19 protein-coding genes are annotated in these 15,442 nt (G+C 51.0%); 1 reads left to right on the top strand and 18 read right to left on the bottom strand.

Annotated features, from left to right (window positions below):
• Positions 1-97: 97 nt before the first annotated feature.
• The 9 genes from spoVG to metG all read right to left on the bottom strand — a co-directional run bounded on the left by spoVG (position 98) and on the right by metG (position 8,212).
• A complete protein-coding gene (gene spoVG, locus DI14_RS00275; protein WP_034803706.1) occupies positions 98-400 on the bottom strand; it encodes a septation regulator SpoVG in 303 nt (100 codons plus the stop codon).
• Between the two features lie 136 nt (positions 401-536).
• Positions 537-1,361, bottom strand: coding sequence for a pur operon repressor (gene purR / locus DI14_RS00270; RefSeq protein ID WP_034803704.1), 825 nt, complete (start codon positions 1,359-1,361; stop codon positions 537-539).
• A gap of 73 nt (positions 1,362-1,434) precedes the next feature.
• On the bottom strand, positions 1,435-2,298 hold the full coding sequence (ispE, locus tag DI14_RS00265) for a 4-(cytidine 5'-diphospho)-2-C-methyl-D-erythritol kinase (protein ID WP_034803702.1): 864 nt from the start codon (positions 2,296-2,298) through the stop codon (positions 1,435-1,437).
• A 100-nt stretch (positions 2,299-2,398) separates the two neighbouring features.
• Positions 2,399-2,635 (bottom strand): Veg family protein, encoded by a 237-nt coding sequence (locus DI14_RS00260; RefSeq protein ID WP_021065751.1) that lies wholly within the window; start codon positions 2,633-2,635, stop codon positions 2,399-2,401.
• A gap of 83 nt (positions 2,636-2,718) precedes the next feature.
• Positions 2,719-3,597, bottom strand: coding sequence for a 16S rRNA (adenine(1518)-N(6)/adenine(1519)-N(6))-dimethyltransferase RsmA (rsmA, locus tag DI14_RS00255; protein ID WP_034803700.1), 879 nt, complete (start codon positions 3,595-3,597; stop codon positions 2,719-2,721).
• On the bottom strand, positions 3,594-4,154 hold the full coding sequence (rnmV, locus tag DI14_RS00250) for a ribonuclease M5 (protein ID WP_034803698.1): 561 nt from the start codon (positions 4,152-4,154) through the stop codon (positions 3,594-3,596). The genes rsmA and rnmV overlap by 4 nt, the downstream gene beginning before the upstream one ends.
• Positions 4,147-5,436, bottom strand: coding sequence for a 3D domain-containing protein (locus tag DI14_RS00245; protein WP_034803696.1), 1,290 nt, complete (start codon positions 5,434-5,436; stop codon positions 4,147-4,149). The genes rnmV and DI14_RS00245 overlap by 8 nt, the downstream gene beginning before the upstream one ends.
• Positions 5,436-6,203, bottom strand: coding sequence for a TatD family hydrolase (locus tag DI14_RS00240; protein WP_034803693.1), 768 nt, complete (start codon positions 6,201-6,203; stop codon positions 5,436-5,438). Before DI14_RS00240 ends, DI14_RS00245 begins: the two co-directional genes overlap by 1 nt.
• 53 nt (positions 6,204-6,256) lie before the next feature.
• On the bottom strand, positions 6,257-8,212 hold the full coding sequence (metG, locus tag DI14_RS00235; RefSeq protein WP_034803690.1) for a methionine--tRNA ligase: 1,956 nt from the start codon (positions 8,210-8,212) through the stop codon (positions 6,257-6,259).
• A 327-nt stretch (positions 8,213-8,539) separates the two neighbouring features.
• Here metG and DI14_RS00230 point away from each other — a divergent pair, with 327 nt between their 5' ends.
• Positions 8,540-8,833: an AbrB/MazE/SpoVT family DNA-binding domain-containing protein gene (locus DI14_RS00230; RefSeq protein ID WP_034803687.1), complete on the top strand. Its 294-nt coding sequence runs from the start codon at positions 8,540-8,542 to the stop codon at positions 8,831-8,833.
• 16 nt (positions 8,834-8,849) lie between these two features.
• Here the strand turns inward: DI14_RS00230 and rsmI are convergent, their stop codons facing one another.
• The 9 genes from rsmI to DI14_RS00185 form a co-directional block, all read right to left on the bottom strand.
• Positions 8,850-9,719, bottom strand: a complete 870-nt coding sequence (gene rsmI, locus DI14_RS00225) for a 16S rRNA (cytidine(1402)-2'-O)-methyltransferase (RefSeq protein ID WP_034803684.1) — start codon at positions 9,717-9,719, stop codon at positions 8,850-8,852.
• Positions 9,691-9,969, bottom strand: a complete 279-nt coding sequence (locus tag DI14_RS00220; protein ID WP_034803681.1) for a GIY-YIG nuclease family protein — start codon at positions 9,967-9,969, stop codon at positions 9,691-9,693. The genes rsmI and DI14_RS00220 overlap by 29 nt, the downstream gene beginning before the upstream one ends.
• On the bottom strand, positions 9,962-10,696 hold the full coding sequence (locus DI14_RS00215) for a tRNA1(Val) (adenine(37)-N6)-methyltransferase (RefSeq protein WP_034803678.1): 735 nt from the start codon (positions 10,694-10,696) through the stop codon (positions 9,962-9,964). The genes DI14_RS00220 and DI14_RS00215 overlap by 8 nt, the downstream gene beginning before the upstream one ends.
• Positions 10,697-10,765: 69 nt before the next feature.
• Positions 10,766-11,101, bottom strand: coding sequence for a DNA replication initiation control protein YabA (gene yabA / locus DI14_RS00210; RefSeq protein ID WP_034803771.1), 336 nt, complete (start codon positions 11,099-11,101; stop codon positions 10,766-10,768).
• 23 nt (positions 11,102-11,124) lie between these two features.
• Positions 11,125-11,955, bottom strand: a complete 831-nt coding sequence (locus DI14_RS00205; protein ID WP_034803676.1) for a stage 0 sporulation family protein — start codon at positions 11,953-11,955, stop codon at positions 11,125-11,127.
• Positions 11,956-11,961: 6 nt separating this feature from the next.
• Positions 11,962-12,954 (bottom strand): DNA polymerase, encoded by a 993-nt coding sequence (locus DI14_RS00200; RefSeq protein WP_051622477.1) that lies wholly within the window; start codon positions 12,952-12,954, stop codon positions 11,962-11,964.
• Between the two features lie 14 nt (positions 12,955-12,968).
• Positions 12,969-13,298, bottom strand: a complete 330-nt coding sequence (locus tag DI14_RS00195; protein WP_034803672.1) for a cyclic-di-AMP receptor — start codon at positions 13,296-13,298, stop codon at positions 12,969-12,971.
• Positions 13,295-13,936, bottom strand: a complete 642-nt coding sequence (tmk, locus tag DI14_RS00190) for a dTMP kinase (protein ID WP_051622476.1) — start codon at positions 13,934-13,936, stop codon at positions 13,295-13,297. The genes DI14_RS00195 and tmk overlap by 4 nt, the downstream gene beginning before the upstream one ends.
• 2 nt (positions 13,937-13,938) lie before the next feature.
• Positions 13,939-15,360 carry an aminotransferase class I/II-fold pyridoxal phosphate-dependent enzyme gene (locus tag DI14_RS00185; protein WP_235193358.1) on the bottom strand — a complete coding sequence of 474 codons (1,422 nt, stop codon included), beginning with the start codon at positions 15,358-15,360 and terminating at the stop codon, positions 13,939-13,941.
• Positions 15,361-15,442 lie beyond the last annotated feature (82 nt).

The following is a 15,442-nucleotide window of genomic DNA, read 5'->3' as shown; positions in this document are numbered from 1 at the left end:
CTATATCGAAACAGCGACCTCGTTTCAACCGTTGTACTGATTCGTAACCAAACGCACGCAAAAAAGCAGCGGAACGATATGTCGTCCCGCTGACTTATTAGGATTCTTGCATCCCGTTCATCATCTCTTCTGCCTCGTATGAGGTAACGTCAATCTCAGCGTACGCTTCTAGCACGGCCGCTTCGACTTTTTGACGCATATCGCCGTTAATCGGATGCGCGATATCACGAAAGATGCCTTCTGGTGTCCGTTTGCTCGGCATGGCGACGAACAGGCCGGTGCTCCCTTCGATGATCCGAAGGTCGTGGACCACGAACTCGTGATCGAGCGTGATCGAGGCGAGCGCCTTCATTCTACCTTCTGTTGCCACTTTGCGAATTTTTACGTCTGTGATCTGCATGTTTCGCATCCCCTTTTCATCGTTGTCTGTACCAAGGTGTCCTTTATAAAAGGTAAAGGTGACTTCTAGCGAACGTAACTGATTCCGTATGACTTCTATACCCTTTCATCATAAAACGAAATCAAATTTTTGCCAATCACTTTAAGAACTGTTCGACGTTTCCGCGTGAAATTGTGACGAGCCCTTCATCTGAATCGACGTTCGTCAACTTCATCAAACTGACGTATTCGCTGACCATCTTCTTCTCGGCACCTTCGGCTTCCATGAGCACACCGACACCAGCAAGGTTGGCTTCGAACTCGTTCAACAAACTCATCATGCCGCGAATCGTACCTCCGGCTTTCATGAAGTCGTCAATGAGTAAGACGTTCGCACCGCGCGGCAGACTACGACGTGCGAGTGCCATCGTCCGAATCGCTTTTGAAGAGCCGGACACGTAGTTGATACTGACCGTCGATCCTTCCGTCACCCGGCTGTCCGAACGAACGATGACGAACGGGACGCCGAGCTGTTCGGCGACCGCGTACGCGAGCGGAATCCCTTTCGTCGCAATCGTCATGACGACGTCGACTTTTCGGTCAGCAAAGACCGAGGCGAACACTTGCCCCATCGGCTTCACTTGGCGCGGGTTACCGAGCACGTCCGTCAAATAGAGGTACCCTCCCGGAAGCAGACGCTCCGGCTTCGACAGTTGGTCGCATAAACCGTCAATCATCGACAGCGATTTGTCTTTGCTCCAACCTGGGATAAACATGACGCCACCGGCCGCCCCAGGGACAGTGACGAGCTTGCCGGTACCATCGTGGGCGAGCATCTCACTGACGATGACCAAGTCTTCGCTGATGGACGACTTGGCGGCTTTATAGCGGCTCGAAAACATCGACAACGAGACGAGCTGATGCGGATGATCGAGTAAATAACGGGTCATATCGACGAGACGACCACTTCTACGGATTTTCATACGGATTCCCCTTCACTTTTCCAATAATAGACGAATGTTCTAAACAGAATATATCAGACTCATTCGTCTTTGTTCAATGTTTTTTCCCGAGAATCCGAACGACGAACACTTCTGGACAGAATCCTTTCAGCCCGTTATAGACGCGATGGGCTTTTTGTTCGTGTTCGATGAGCGCAAATACGGTCGGGCCGCTCCCGCTCATAAGCACCCCGTCCGCGCCGCAGTGGAGCATCGTCTCTTTGATTTGACGAACCTCTGGATGCATCTCGAGCGTGACCGCCTCAAGCGCGTTGCCGAGGTTGTCACAAATCGTGTGAAAGTCCCGTTCGTGAATCGCTTTGACCATCGCTTCCGTATTCGGATGAATCATCTGATCCATGTCGACAGCCCGATAGACGTCAGCCGTCGAGACCCCAATCTTCGGTTTCGCCAAGACGACGTAGCACGGTGGAGGTGACGGAATGAGTTCTAACTTCTCGCCGCGACCGCGCGCGATGGCCGTGCCACCCATGACACAAAACGAGACGTCGGAACCGACCTCCGCCCCGAGCTCAGCCAATTGTTCGAGCGACAGCCCAAGGTCAAACAGTTCGTTCATCCCGCGGAGCGTGGCCGCCGCGTCACTCGAACCTCCAGCCAGTCCGGCCGCCACCGGAATGTGTTTATCCAAAACGATTTCGACGCCTTTTGTGATGCCGAACCGCTTCCGCAACAAGTCGGCCGCCCGATACGCCAAGTTCCGATGATCGCTCGGGACGTAGGCGTGCTCCGATTGAATCCGAATCTCATCGGTATCGAGGACCGTAAGTTCTAGACGATCAGACAAGTCGACCGTCGTCATGACCATTTCTACTTCATGATAGCCGTCCGTTCGCTTCCCGAGAACGTCGAGCGTCAAATTGATTTTTGCCGGCGCTTTCACACTAATCGTGCGCATATCGTTCACCCTTCCCATGTATCTCCTGTTCGCCATTGTACCGTAAACGAGCGCACAAAAAAAGAAGCAGCTGCCAATGCATCCGCCCCTCATTTATCGTTCAATTGCTGAATTCAATTTTAACTGTATCCGTTAGGACATCAGCGTAGCTATATGAGACACGTTCCACGTTATGATGGTCTTCATCCAATTTAACGACGAACACCGCGGGATACGTCTCAACGAGCGTTCCAAACCGAGTAACGACTTTCTTACGACCGCCGTTTGCTTTCAACGTCAATCGTTCTCCAACATGCGATTCGAGTTTTTGTCTGATTTCTTGTAACGTCTTTGGCATACGCTTCACCTCACTGTTACAAGTATAACACATTCAAAAAAGAAAATAAAGATTAAATATTATAGCGACTCATAATCCGGTCGTCAACTATTTTTAAGTGGTAAAATTGTGTCGGCAAGGCGTGCAAACTCCTCGAGTGACAGCGTTTCGCCTCGGCGCTTCGGATCGATTCCCGCTTCGTTTAACAGGCGCTCGAGTTCGACTTTTTTATCTTTGCCGAGATGATTCGTCAAGTTATTCAAGATGGTTTTGCGCCGTTGCGCGAAACTGGCTCGCGCGATTTCGAAGAAGAACGCTTCGTCTTTTACTTCGACGGCAGGCTGCGGGCGCATCTTCAACGTGATGACGGCGGAATCGACGTTTGGTGCCGGCATGAAGACGTTTTTCGGGACGATAAAGCTCACGTCGGCCTCGGCATAATATTGAATCGCGATCGAGAGCGAGCCATACGCCTTCGTTCCCGGCTTCGCCCCGATGCGTTCCGCCACTTCTTTTTGAATCATCATGACGAGCGAACGAAACGGAACTTGACTCTCGAGCAAACGCATGATGATTGGCGTCGTCACGTAATACGGTAAGTTGGCGACGACCGAGATGTCGTCAATCCCTTCGTTCAAAAACTCACGCTCGACGATAGCCGGAAGATCGAGCTCGAGCGCATCTCCGTGAATGACGTGGACGTGCGGATAAGGCGCCATCGTGTCCTCTAGAATCGGCAACAAGCGTTGGTCGATTTCGAGCGCGACGACTTTTTTCGCACGTTTCGCAGACTGCTCTGTCAGCGATCCGATGCCTGGTCCAATCTCGAGCACGCCGCTCGCTTCACCGAGTTCGGCCGCGTCGACGATTTTATTTAAGATGTTCAAGTCGATCAAAAAGTTTTGACCGAGTGACTTTTTGAACGAGAACCCATGCCGTTCTAAAATGGCTTTCGTCCGATGAATGGTTGCAATGTCTTTCAATGATTTTCCTCCTCTAACTGCTTGAGCGCCCGTTCCCACTCCTCGGTCGTGACGCGCATCGCCTCGACTCGTTTCACGAACTGTTTCGCGTTCGGTTCGCCGATGCGAAGCAACACACCGAGACGTTTTCGTCGTCTCGACGCCTCGGCCCCACCAATCAAATCGGCGTCGAGCACCATTTTTCGCGTGACGAGTGGCAAGTCGGTCTCGACTCGGTCTTCGTACACGGCCTCGAGCACACGGCGAATCGTGTCCGGTGTCGCATGTTCAACGCCGATTTTCCCGCGCTTGTCTTTCGCCTCGGCCCGGGGCAAGTAGGCGTGCTTACAGCCGGGAACGTATTCATCGACGATGGCGCGAATGCGGTCGCCCGGATAGTCCGGGTCCGTCAAAATAATCACGCCGCGCGTCTCTTGGGCGCGCCTCACCCGTTCAAGCGTCTGTTTCGAGACGGCCGACCCGTTCGTCTCAATCGTGTCGACGTCATACACTTCTTGGAGCCGGGTCGTATCGTCCCGTCCCTCGACGACAATCACTTCTTGTATTTTTTCACGCATCTTCGCTTCCTTCTTTCTCTTCTTGCTTCGGGATGACCCAAATCGTGAGCGGCTTCCGTCCGAACGTGACCGCTTCTTCTTTCGTGTCCATCAGGATGTCGATGATATTCCCTTTGATAGCACTGCCGGTATCGAGGGCGATGGCCATACCGAACCCTTCGACATACACACGTGTCCCGAGCGGAATGATTGACGGGTCGACCGCGATGATTCGCATCCCTTCGTACAGAATCGTATCGGTCACGTCATAGCCGCTACGCGTCAAGACGCGTCCGTCAAACGTGATCGTATCTTCGGGGTTATTCGTGTAGGCGGTCGCCTCAACGAGAAGTTGTTTGGCCGCTGAAAAATCGAGCACATCCTCAGGCAGAGGTGTCTCTTCGATTTTGATTTCGGCCTCTTCACGGAATGGACTCTCAGATTCTGTCGGAACCGGCGTCGCTTCTTCGGCCGGCTCTGGCACCGGTTTTGTCCCAATCTTAATGATTTGCGGACGCACGGTTTGCAACGTTTCAACACTTGTCTCGGTCCGATTTGTAATTGTACCATTTTCGACCGTCACTGCATACCGCGTCCGCTCTAGCCCGGGTACTCCGACTTGGGCGACCTCGGTTTGACCGATTTCAAGCGTATCATCGTCTTCTTTCACGATCTCAAACGGGATAAGCCGATTCTCGTATTGCACGACGTCCCGACTCGTATTGACGGTAATCGTCATGCCTTCTCGAAGCGTTGTCGACAGCGCCGGTGCGATCGTATCGCGCTCTGACACGCTGATTCCGGCTTCGCGCAACACTTGCTCGACCGTCTTCGCCATCGTATTCAACGTCTTCGCCTCATCCTCGACGATCAGATTAACCGCGAGCACCGGTTGATACCGAATCGTCATCCCCGATGTGACGGGTGTGCGCACGTCCGGATAGACGTCGTCTCCGTCGCGCACCGTCACCCCGTATCGAAGCAACACGTCGCGGACGGTCCGTTCTCGCGTCTCAATCGTCTCCGTCTGCCCATAACCGATTTGAAGTGAGACCGTATTCGCGCGTTCGATGTAAATCATGCGTTCGGCAGACAGTTCCGCACTGAGTGCCGGCGTCACGTAATCGGCGTCTTCGACCGTGATGCCGGTCTCTTCGAGCACCTCGAACACGGACGTCGCCCGCGTCTCATGCTCGATTCGGTTTGTGCCGTCGATGATCGTCACCGTCTCCGGTTGCGTCAACGTATAGGCGAGTACCGCTGTCACGAGTACGACAGCACTGAGCGCGATTCGTTTCACCATCACGGTAGACGGAAGAGCCGCTTCGCGTTCGCGGTCGTCGCTTCAGCAAGTTCCTCAAGCGAGATACCTCGTAGCGCGGCGATTTCTTCGGCAACATAGGTGACATAGGCCGGTTCGTTCCGTTTACCGCGGAACGGGGTCGGCGTCAAATACGGGCAGTCCGTCTCGACCAACAGGCGATCGAGCGGGACTTGTTTCGCCACTTCTTTCGGGACTTTCGCGTTCTTGAACGTGACCGGGCCACCGAGTGAGATATAGAAGTTCATGCGCAGGCAACGCTCAAGTAGTTCGACCGACATGCTGTAGCTGTGGAAGACGCCACCAATCTCTTCGGCGTGCTCTTCTTCTAACAGATCGAGCACGTCTGCCGTCGCATCGCGGTTGTGGATGACGATTGGCATGTTCGTGCGCCTCGCGATGGCAATTTGTTCACGGAACAGACGTTGCTGTACGTCTTTCGGAGATTTGTCCCAATGATAGTCGAGTCCAATCTCACCGAGCGCCATCACTTTTGGATGCCCCATCAGCGCCTCGATTCGTTCCAAGTCCGTTGGTGTGCAGTCGATTGCATCGACCGGGTGCCAGCCGACAATCGCGTAAATGTCTTCGTACGTCTCGGCGAGTTCGATCGCGCGCGAGATCGTCTCATCATCGAAGCCGACGACGAGCATCGGGGACACCCCCGCCTCACGTGCCCGTCTAATCGTTTCATCGACGTCATCTTTGAAGTGATCGGCGTTAATGTGTGTGTGCGTGTCAATCAACATCGTGCATCCTCCTTTTTAAACAAACAGAGGGAGACCGAAGTCTCCCTCAAAAATTATTTGACGATGGCCCCGTTCGGCATATTCTCAGATACGGTTGCAAGTTCTAACTTACCATCTTTATCGGCTGCCAAAATCATTCCTTGAGACAACTCGCCCCGGAGCTTGACCGGCTTCAAGTTGGCGACGACGATGACTTTTTTGCCGACCAACTCTTCCGGTGCATACCATTCGGCGATGCCCGAGACGATTTGGCGCGTCTCGCTACCGAGATCGACTTGAAGTTTCAACAGTTTTTTCGCTTTTTTGATTTTATCGGCTTCGACGATTTGCCCGACCCGGAACTCGACTTGGTCAAAGACGTCGATTGTGATTTCAGGACGGACGTCTTCATCCGCTGCCTCTTCCTCTGCTTCCTCTTCGACACGTGCTTTCGAGGCTTGACGCATCATTTCTTGAATCGCATCTACCTCTTCTTTCACATCGCGACGTGGGAAGATTGGCGTGCCGTCCGTGACGACCGCTCCGTCAAAGGCCGCAAACGTATCGAGCGCTTCCCATGACATGTCTTGTCCTTCGAGTCCGAGTTGACGGAACATCTCTTTCGGTGCCCGTGTCATGAACGGTTGAATCATGACAGCGACGTGGCGCAAGACGCCAGCCAAGTGGGTCATGACCGACGCGAGTTCGTCTCGTTTCGCTTCATCTTTCGCGAGCACCCATGGTTGCGTCTCATCGATATACTTGTTCGCTCGGCTGACGAGCTGCCAGATGTTTGTGAGCGCGACCGAGAACTCCATATGCTCCATCGCCGCTTCCGTCTTCGACGTCGTTTCTTCGACGACGCGAAGCAAGTCGGCGTCGAACGCCGTCACGTTCCCCGCATACGCTGGTACGTTCCCGTCGAAGTACTTCTTAATCATCGCGACGGTCCGGTTCAGCAGGTTGCCGAGATCGTTGGCGAGGTCGAAGTTCAACCGGTCGACGAAAGCTTCTGGTGTGAACGTGCCGTCCGCGCCGAACGGGACTTCACGCAACAAGTAGTAACGAAGCGAGTCGAGGCCGTAGCGATCGATGAGCGGAATTGGGTCGACGACGTTCCCTTTTGACTTGGACATCTTGCCGTCTTTCATGAGGAGCCAACCGTGCGCAAATACTTGTTTTGGCAACGGAAGGTCAAGCGCCATGAGGAGAGCTGGCCAGATGATTGTATGGAAACGGACGATCTCTTTTCCGACCAAATGCACGTCAGCCGGCCAGTAACGGTTGAACAACTCGTCGTTGTCCGTCCCGTAGCCGAGTGACGAGATATAGTTCGTGAGCGCATCGACCCATACGTAGACGACATGCTTCGGGTTCGACGGGACTTGGACACCCCAGTCGAACGTTGTTCGGGAGACCGCCAAATCTTGAAGACCTGGCTTCAAGAAGTTGTTGATCATCTCGGTCTTTCGCGATTCTGGCAAGATAAAGTCCGGATGCGACTCGAAATATTCGATGAGGCGGTCCGCATACTTGCTGAGACGGAAGAAGTAACACTCTTCCCGCACGAGTTCGACTGGATGTCCGCTGTCGGGGCTCTTGCCGTCGACAAGTTGCGACTCGGTGTAATACGTCTCGTCCGACACCGAATACCAGCCTTCATATTCACCGAGGTAAATGTCTCCGTTCTTAAGAAGCGTCTCAAAGACGTGTTCGACGACAGCCTTATGACGGCCTTCCGTCGTTCGAATATAATCGTCGTACGAGATCTCGAGGCGATCCCATAATACTTTGATATCTTTCACGACTTCGTCGACGAACGCCTGTGGGGTGACGCCGGCTTCTTTCGCCTTCTCTTGAATCTTTTGTCCGTGCTCGTCAGTGCCCGTCAAATAACGGACGTCAAATCCTTTCAATCGCTTATAGCGGGCAATCGCGTCACCTGCCACGGTCGTATAGGCGTGACCGATGTGCAACTTCGCGCTCGGGTAATAGATTGGGGTCGTAATATAAAAAGTAGGCTTCGCCATAGTTGTTCTCCATCCTTTCGACATTTGCAATTTCCATTATACACGGTTCGACAAACCTTTTTCCAAACCAATTGTTTGGAATTAATTTGTTGCCTATTCAAATAAATGTTCCAAAAAAACCCTTTCTTTGTTTAAAGCTCTACGTTACGGGGAAATTTAGGTGTATATCGTTCCTTTATCGTCATTTTTCGAAAAAACATAATTCCAATAGTAAGCAGTTGACTGCAATTGGAAAGTTTAGTATGCTTTTTGCTGTAGCCACATTGTCGAATTTTGACGATTCATGTCACCAAGAGATTTCGACATCATCGGAGGAGGAAACACAAAATGAAATCAACAGGTATCGTACGGAAAGTGGACGAGCTCGGTCGGGTCGTTATTCCAATCGAATTGCGCCGCACACTCGGAATTGCTGAGAAAGACGCACTTGAAATTTACGTCGACAACGAGCAAATCGTTTTGAAAAAATATAAGCCGAACATGACTTGCCAAGTAACAGGCGAAGTATCAGACGATAACTTCAAGTTGGCGGACGGAAAGTTGATTCTTTCACCAGAAGGCGCACAACGTGTTCTCGTCGAGTTGAAAAACATGCTTGAGAATTACTACAACGAAGAGTAAGCAAGGGACTCCTTGCTTACTCTTTTTTGTCGACTCCGTGATACGCGTCATAGACGTCGTTGCGTGAGAGACCACGCTCTTTCGCCACTTGTTTAATCGCTGCGTTCGGCTTTAGCCCGTCCTCGATATAACGATCGACGTGTTCGAGCGGCGAGAGCGTCTCCCACCAATCTTGCGTCGGAGCCGACTCGGTCGACCCGCCCACCAACACGACGAACTCTCCGCGGACTTCACCTTCACACCAAGCGAGCGCCTCATCGACCGTTCCTCGCAAAAACTCCTCGAACGTCTTCGTCAATTCCCGCCCAAGTACGACGTCACGATTGCCGAGCACAGCTTTCACCCCTTGTAGCATCTCTTTTAAGCGATGCGGGGCTTCGTAGAAGACGAGCGTCCCTGGCTCATATTGAAGCGACGCTAGCACGTCGACCCGTTCTTTCTTTTTGCGTGGCAAAAACCCGTAATATAAAAAGCGTTCTGTCGGCAGTCCGGACGCGACGAGCGCTGTGAGCGCTGCATTTGCCCCTGGCAAGACGACGACCGGTACCTTCGCTTGAATCGCGAGCCGAACGAGGTCACTACCGGGGTCAGAGATGCCAGGCATCCCGGCGTCGGATACGACAGCCACCGATTTTCCATTCTCGATATCTTCAATCAGCCGTGGCCCGCTCACTTGTTTATTATGTTCATGGTAACTGACAAGCTTCGTATCGATTTCAAAGTGACGGCACAGTTTCATCGTCTGGCGTGTATCTTCGGCCGCAATCAAGTCCACCTCGCGCAACGTACGCACGGCGCGATATGTCATGTCTTCTAGGTTACCGATCGGGGTCGGCACGATGTAAAGCGTCGGTCCGTCAGTCTGGTAACTTTTCTGTGAGTTCATTGCTCGTCCCCTCCATCAACGTTTGTTTTTGGGCGCGGGTCAATTGCTTGATTGACCACTCATAACGCATGGCTTCTCGTTTCGTCTCAAACGATTTCACGTAACAGAGCGTTACAGGTAAACGTGCTCGCGTGTATTTGGCACCTTTTCCAGCGTTATGGGTACGAAGCCGCTTGTCGAGGTCGTTCGTATAACCCGTGTAATACGTGTGGTCTTGGCACTCCAAAATATATACGTAGTGCTTACGCATCGAGGATGTCTCGCATCGTTTTCGTATACGTGTCATCATCTTCATAGACGATAAGCGGTGGTAAAATCGTGAGCCCAGCTTTTCCATCTTTTGACCCCTCTATCAATAATGTATTCGCCGCTCGTCCCGCTTTTGGATAGACGAGCTGCATCCGCTTCGGCTCGATTCGATATGTCCGCATGAGCGTGACGATATCGAGTAGCCGCTCCGGACGGTGGACGAACGCCACTTTTCCGCCTGATTTGACGAGCTGACTCGCCGATTGGATACAATCCTCGAGTGTACAGAGCACTTCATGGCGCGCAATCGTATGGTGTTCGTTTTGATTGCGGAGCGACGTCTCGTTTGCCAGAAAATACGGTGGATTACACGTGACGACATCGTAACGGGCGTGGCCTAGCCGTGTCGCCGCTTCTTTGACGTCGCCTTCTATAATCTGCAGTCGATGCTCGAGACGGTTCACCGCGATGCTGCGGTTCGCCATATCGACGAGTCTCGGTTGAATCTCGATGCCTGTGACGCTCCCCTTTGTCCGATACGATAAGAAGAGCGGAATCGCACCCGTTCCGGCACACAAATCGACTAGGTTTCCTTTTTGGATGGGTACCCAGACGAACTCAGCGAGTAGCACCGCATCTAACGAGAACGAAAACACATCGTCGCTTTGAATAATTTTTCCGGGGCGTCCGAGCAAATCATCGAGCCGCTCCCCTTGTTTTACAGTCACGCTTCGTTCCCTCCTACATAACGACAAAGGCGACGGACGGGTGACTTCCCCGTCTATCGCCCCAATGTATTAGTGTTTATTTAACATCGACATGCAGAAAAGACAATCGCCGTCTTTTCGTACTTGTCCATAGTGCAAATTACAAATGTGGAACCCTTCTTGATACAAGGCGGCCAAATTGTTTTGCCCTTTGCCCGACAATGCGATTTGCGCATCGCCATCCGTCGTCTCCACTTCTGCAAGTTGCTCGACTTTTTCACGCAAGTGATGATTCTCGAGATACATATGCTGGTTTTCTTCGAGCAAATAGGCCAACTGCTCTTTCAGTACACCTAGATGCTCCGTCAACAGCTGCATTTGTTGCTCGATGGCATCGACGCGCATCATAACTTCCTTTTTATCCATTCGTTCCACTGCTCAGCACCCCATCACTGTTTCGACGGTTTTCGTTTGATCGCACCGACCTCAACGAGTTCGTCAATCGTATACGTCACAACACGGGTCCGGTCGCTCAACTCGACTTGAATCAGTTGATCCAAAATGTTGAGGCCGATGACACGTCCGTCACCTTCAGGAATCTTGATTCGTTTCCCAACGTCCGGCAAGTCACGCTTCAACTCTTCATACGTATCATTCTCATACTTCAAGCAACACATGAGACGGCCGCACACACCGGAAATTTTATTCGGGTTCAAGGAAAGGTTTTGATCTTTCGCCATCTTGATCGAAACCGGTTCAAACTCTCCTAAGAAGGAAGAACAACATAAGACACGGCCACATGGACCGATCCCACTGAGTAGTTTCGCTTCATCCCGGACACCGATTTGACGGAGTTCGATGCGCGTGCGGAAGACGCTCGCCAAATCTTTGACGAGTTCTCGAAAATCGACCCGACCTTCTGCCGTGAAATAAAAGATGACTTTGTTGCGATCAAATGTATATTCAACATCGACGAGTTTCATCTCCAGTCGATGTTCACGTATTTTTTCTTCACAGACGGCGTGAGCGTCAAAAGCTGCCAATCGATTTTCTTGGACGATTTGAGCATCTTTTTGATCAGCGACACGAAGAATCGTTTTTAGAGGTAAAACGACTTCATCTTCCCAAAGTTGTTTCCCGACTTGGACGATTTCCCCGTATTCAATCCCACGCACCGTCTCGACGATGACATGGTCCCCACGTTCAAGCGTTGCTTCGCCTGGTGAAAAGTAATAGATTTTTCCCGCTTCTTTAAAGCGGACTCCGACTACTTCAAGCACGCTCTCTTATCCTTTCTGTAAATCGAACGTTAACCGTTCGAACGTTAATTGAGGATTGACGTTTGCCTCGAGTCGTCGAATCGCCTCATGGACGTGTTCAATCGCATGGACAATCTTATGCGCCGAACGATTACTGATGAACGCCTGATACAACGCCTGTTCGCGAGTGAACAGTTGCGGCGTGTAATCCGTCCGGACTTTGAACCGGAGCGACTCTTCTAACCAGCTTTCAAACAATTCGAGGCCCACTCGTAACTCATTGCGCCCTTTAAAATGGCCGAGCCACTTCTCTTGGGCGAATAGGAGTAACTCCTGTGGTCGTTTAGTCAATACTTCAACTAATTGTACCACTAGCCCATACGACTGTACAAACCACTCGTTGTGAAGCACTTCACGGGCGTCATCCCATTTCGGATAAACAGCGAGCGCCAAGCGAGCCAAATCCGTCGTACATGCGACGTCCGCAGACAACTTATCCGCCAACTCATTCCGATCAATCGGTCGAAAGACGAGCTGCTGGGCTCGTGAGCGAATTGTCGGCAACAACAGTTGCGGCTGTGTTGTCACAAGAATCGCGAGTTTCCCGACGCCTGGCTCTTCAAAAAACTTAAGCAGACTATTCGCCGCCTGCGTCGTCATTTTATGGGCCTGATGAATCACATACACTTGCCGATCCCCTTCGGCTCCGCGTAACGACAAATCACTGAGCAGTTGTTGAATCTGTTCTTTTTTTATACTTGCCCCGTCCGGCTCCATCTCGAGATAATCGACTAGGTTTCCTGAATCCATCCGCCGACAATTCCGACAATCTCCACAAGGTTCTACCCCATCTGGCGCCTCACAAAAGAGTGACTTGGCAAACAGTTGAGCGGTCTCAATCAAGTAAGGTTCATAATCGCCCGAAAAGATATAGGCGTGCCCGACTTTATCAGTCCGAATCGAGTTCTCCATCACTTTGGCGACAACGGTCTGAGACGCGGCCAATTGTTCAAAACGCATCTGTCCCACTCCCATTAAAACTGATGGAATCCTTCAATCGGCAAGACGAATACCGTAGCGCCGCCTACCTGTACTTCTACGGGATAGGGGATATACGAATCGGCGTGGCCACCCATCGGAGAAATCGGTGTGATCATCTGATCACGGCTCGAGCAATTTGATTTGATGAGCGAAAGCAAATCCTCGAGTCGTTCTTTCGGTACACCGATCATGAACGTCGTGTTTCCTTCTTTTAAGAACCCACCAGTCGTCGCAAGTTTCGTCGCTCGAAAGTCCTCTTCAATCAAAGCGTCAGATAAACGGGCGCTATCTTTATCATGTACAATCGCAATTACCATCTTCATGCTTTGTTCACTCCTTTTTCGTTTAATCGCTCACATGTAATATCTAGTACTTCATCTTGTATCGATTCAATCGTCTCATTCGCATCGATTCGTACCATCCGATCAGGGTGCTGCGCAAGCAATGTTTGAAAACCGTCATAGACGCGTTGGTGGAACGCTTCGTCCCGGCTCTCGATTCGGTCCAATTGCCCGCGTTCCCGCATACGGTTACTTGCTTCACTTGGTGTCAAATCGAAAAGAAACGTTAAGTCTGGGGTTAAGCCGCCTGTTGCCCACTCATTTAATGATAGGACGTGTTCTAAATCGTATCCTAATCCGAAACCTTGATAGGCGACCGAAGCATCGATGAAACGGTCACAGACGACAATCGCGCCTCGTGTCAAGGCAGGTCGAATCACTTGTTCTACGTTTTGGGCTCGCGAGGCTGCATATAACATCATCTCTACCCTAGCCGTCATCTCATCGTGTTCAGGTGATAACAAAATCTCGCGGATGCTGTTTCCGACTTTCGTTCCCCCCGGCTCACGTGTGGTGACGACTTCATACCCTTGAGCGCTTAAAGCTTGCTCTAGTAATTTCAATTGTGTCGTTTTTCCAGAGCCATCTGGCCCTTCCACTGTAATAAACATCCCATTCACACTTAAAACTCCTCTACGATAACATCGATTTGTTTCATCATAACATGTCTGCTCGCTTGAAGCTTCCGCCCGAGAGAAATCCACTCGACCAACACGCGAACTTTTTCCTCTGTCACCATTTCCCCTTTTAAGATCCACGGAATACCTGGAGGATAAGAGATAATCGTTTCCGCTGCAATTTGACCGACTGCGTCTTGAAAAGAAAGCCTCACCGTTTTCACGACGTCATGAAGCACAGTTAATTTCGAGACTTGCTCCGTAGAAGGGTAAGGATAAATCGTTTCATCGTCCTCAATCAGCGGCACATGTTTCGATGCATTTTGAATCAGTTTCACCCAATGATGAATCTCTTCCATCTTTATTTCCCGTAACGGCAAACAGAGTAACACATGATCTTCAGCGGCAAGCTCGATATCTATGCCAATCGATGCTAAGTGGCGACTAAAGATCAAACCGTTTTTCGGATACGTCAGAATCGTGACTTTTGTAAAATCGTCTCCGACTTTAACGGCAAATCCTGCGCGCTTCAATTCCATGACAAAAGCGAAATGACTTGTTTGAATACTTGACCAGTCTCGCTCCGTCAAGTGTTCAAGATAAGTCCGCGCATGGTCTAACGACGCCATAATCAAGTAAGACGGACTAGACGTTTGAAATGAAGACAGGGCATGAAACAATCGGTTCTCATCGACATTCTCTTTGTAATGTAACCAAGCGCCCATCGTAAAAGCAGGCAACGTTTTATGAGCCGACTGAACAACCGCGCTCGCCCCTTCAAAAATCGCTGAACGTCTTGGCAATCCGTCGTAAATCAAGTGCGCACCGTGCGCTTCATCAACGAGCAACGGGATCATATGTTGGTTTAAATACGTACTGATTGCTTGAATATCAGCCATATCGCCATAATACGTCGGTGATGTGAGAAGCAGTGCTTTACCACCTGGATAGCGCTCGACCGCTTCTTGAACCGTAGCTAAATTGACGACCGTAGGAATACCGCTTCCCCGTTCCAATTCAGGTGACAATAAAATCGGTTCTAAGCCTAACCACTCAATCGCATTCCACACGGACTTATGTGAATTTCGTTGTACATACACACGTTCCCCACGTTTTACAGTCGCAGCTAGCATGCTCCAATTTCCCGCGGTCGAACCATTGACCAACCATTTACTTTTACTTTTATAGAGCGTCCCAAGCGCCTCCTCACCTTGCTGGATGATTCCCTCTGCCTGATGTAAATCATCCAAGTGCTCGAGCTCGGTTAAATCATACGGCATGATTTTATGGAACGCTGTCGGTAAACTTGGATCGTGAACAGTACCGTTATGGTGGCCAGGGACATGAAAGGATACACGACTTTCCCGCACATGTTGTTCTAAAACTTCCATGAATGTGAAAGGGTTCTTTTTAGATCGGCGTGTCATCAAAAAACCTCCTTAATCGTTTTGCATATAGACAAAAAAGAGACGACCAAGCAGATGCTTGATCGTCTCATGTTGCCTGGCA

Origin of the sequence: Exiguobacterium sp. AB2, assembly GCF_000696055.1 — a bacterium.
Classification (GTDB): Bacteria; Bacillota; Bacilli; order Exiguobacteriales; family Exiguobacteriaceae; genus Exiguobacterium; species Exiguobacterium alkaliphilum.
The sequence above is the reverse complement of the archived record's forward strand: the minus strand, read 5'-3'. Positions and strand labels throughout refer to the sequence as shown.

What these genes read in the sequence shown, in the direction of transcription:
- purR (WP_034803704.1), bottom strand. Translation starts at nt 1,361, where the DNA reads ATGAAAATCCGTAGAAGTGGTCGTCTCGTCGATATGACCCGTTATTTA.
- DI14_RS00260 (WP_021065751.1), bottom strand. Translation starts at nt 2,635, where the DNA reads ATGCCAAAGACGTTACAAGAAATCAGACAAAAACTCGAATCGCATGTT.
- DI14_RS00245 (WP_034803696.1), bottom strand. Translation starts at nt 5,436, where the DNA reads ATGGTGAAACGAATCGCGCTCAGTGCTGTCGTACTCGTGACAGCGGTA.
- ispE (WP_034803702.1), bottom strand. Translation starts at nt 2,298, where the DNA reads ATGCGCACGATTAGTGTGAAAGCGCCGGCAAAAATCAATTTGACGCTC.
- DI14_RS00220 (WP_034803681.1), bottom strand. Translation starts at nt 9,969, where the DNA reads ATGCGTAAGCACTACGTATATATTTTGGAGTGCCAAGACCACACGTAT.
- DI14_RS00195 (WP_034803672.1), bottom strand. Translation starts at nt 13,298, where the DNA reads ATGAAGATGGTAATTGCGATTGTACATGATAAAGATAGCGCCCGTTTA.
- yabA (WP_034803771.1), bottom strand. Translation starts at nt 11,101, where the DNA reads ATGGATAAAAAGGAAGTTATGATGCGCGTCGATGCCATCGAGCAACAA.
- rsmI (WP_034803684.1), bottom strand. Translation starts at nt 9,719, where the DNA reads ATGAACTCACAGAAAAGTTACCAGACTGACGGACCGACGCTTTACATC.
- DI14_RS00240 (WP_034803693.1), bottom strand. Translation starts at nt 6,203, where the DNA reads ATGTTGATTGACACGCACACACACATTAACGCCGATCACTTCAAAGAT.
- rnmV (WP_034803698.1), bottom strand. Translation starts at nt 4,154, where the DNA reads ATGCGTGAAAAAATACAAGAAGTGATTGTCGTCGAGGGACGGGACGAT.
- DI14_RS00185 (WP_235193358.1), bottom strand. Translation starts at nt 15,360, where the DNA reads ATGACACGCCGATCTAAAAAGAACCCTTTCACATTCATGGAAGTTTTA.
- DI14_RS00200 (WP_051622477.1), bottom strand. Translation starts at nt 12,954, where the DNA reads ATGCGTTTTGAACAATTGGCCGCGTCTCAGACCGTTGTCGCCAAAGTG.
- metG (WP_034803690.1), bottom strand. Translation starts at nt 8,212, where the DNA reads ATGGCGAAGCCTACTTTTTATATTACGACCCCAATCTATTACCCGAGC.
- DI14_RS00230 (WP_034803687.1), top strand. Translation starts at nt 8,540, where the DNA reads ATGAAATCAACAGGTATCGTACGGAAAGTGGACGAGCTCGGTCGGGTC.
- spoVG (WP_034803706.1), bottom strand. Translation starts at nt 400, where the DNA reads ATGCAGATCACAGACGTAAAAATTCGCAAAGTGGCAACAGAAGGTAGA.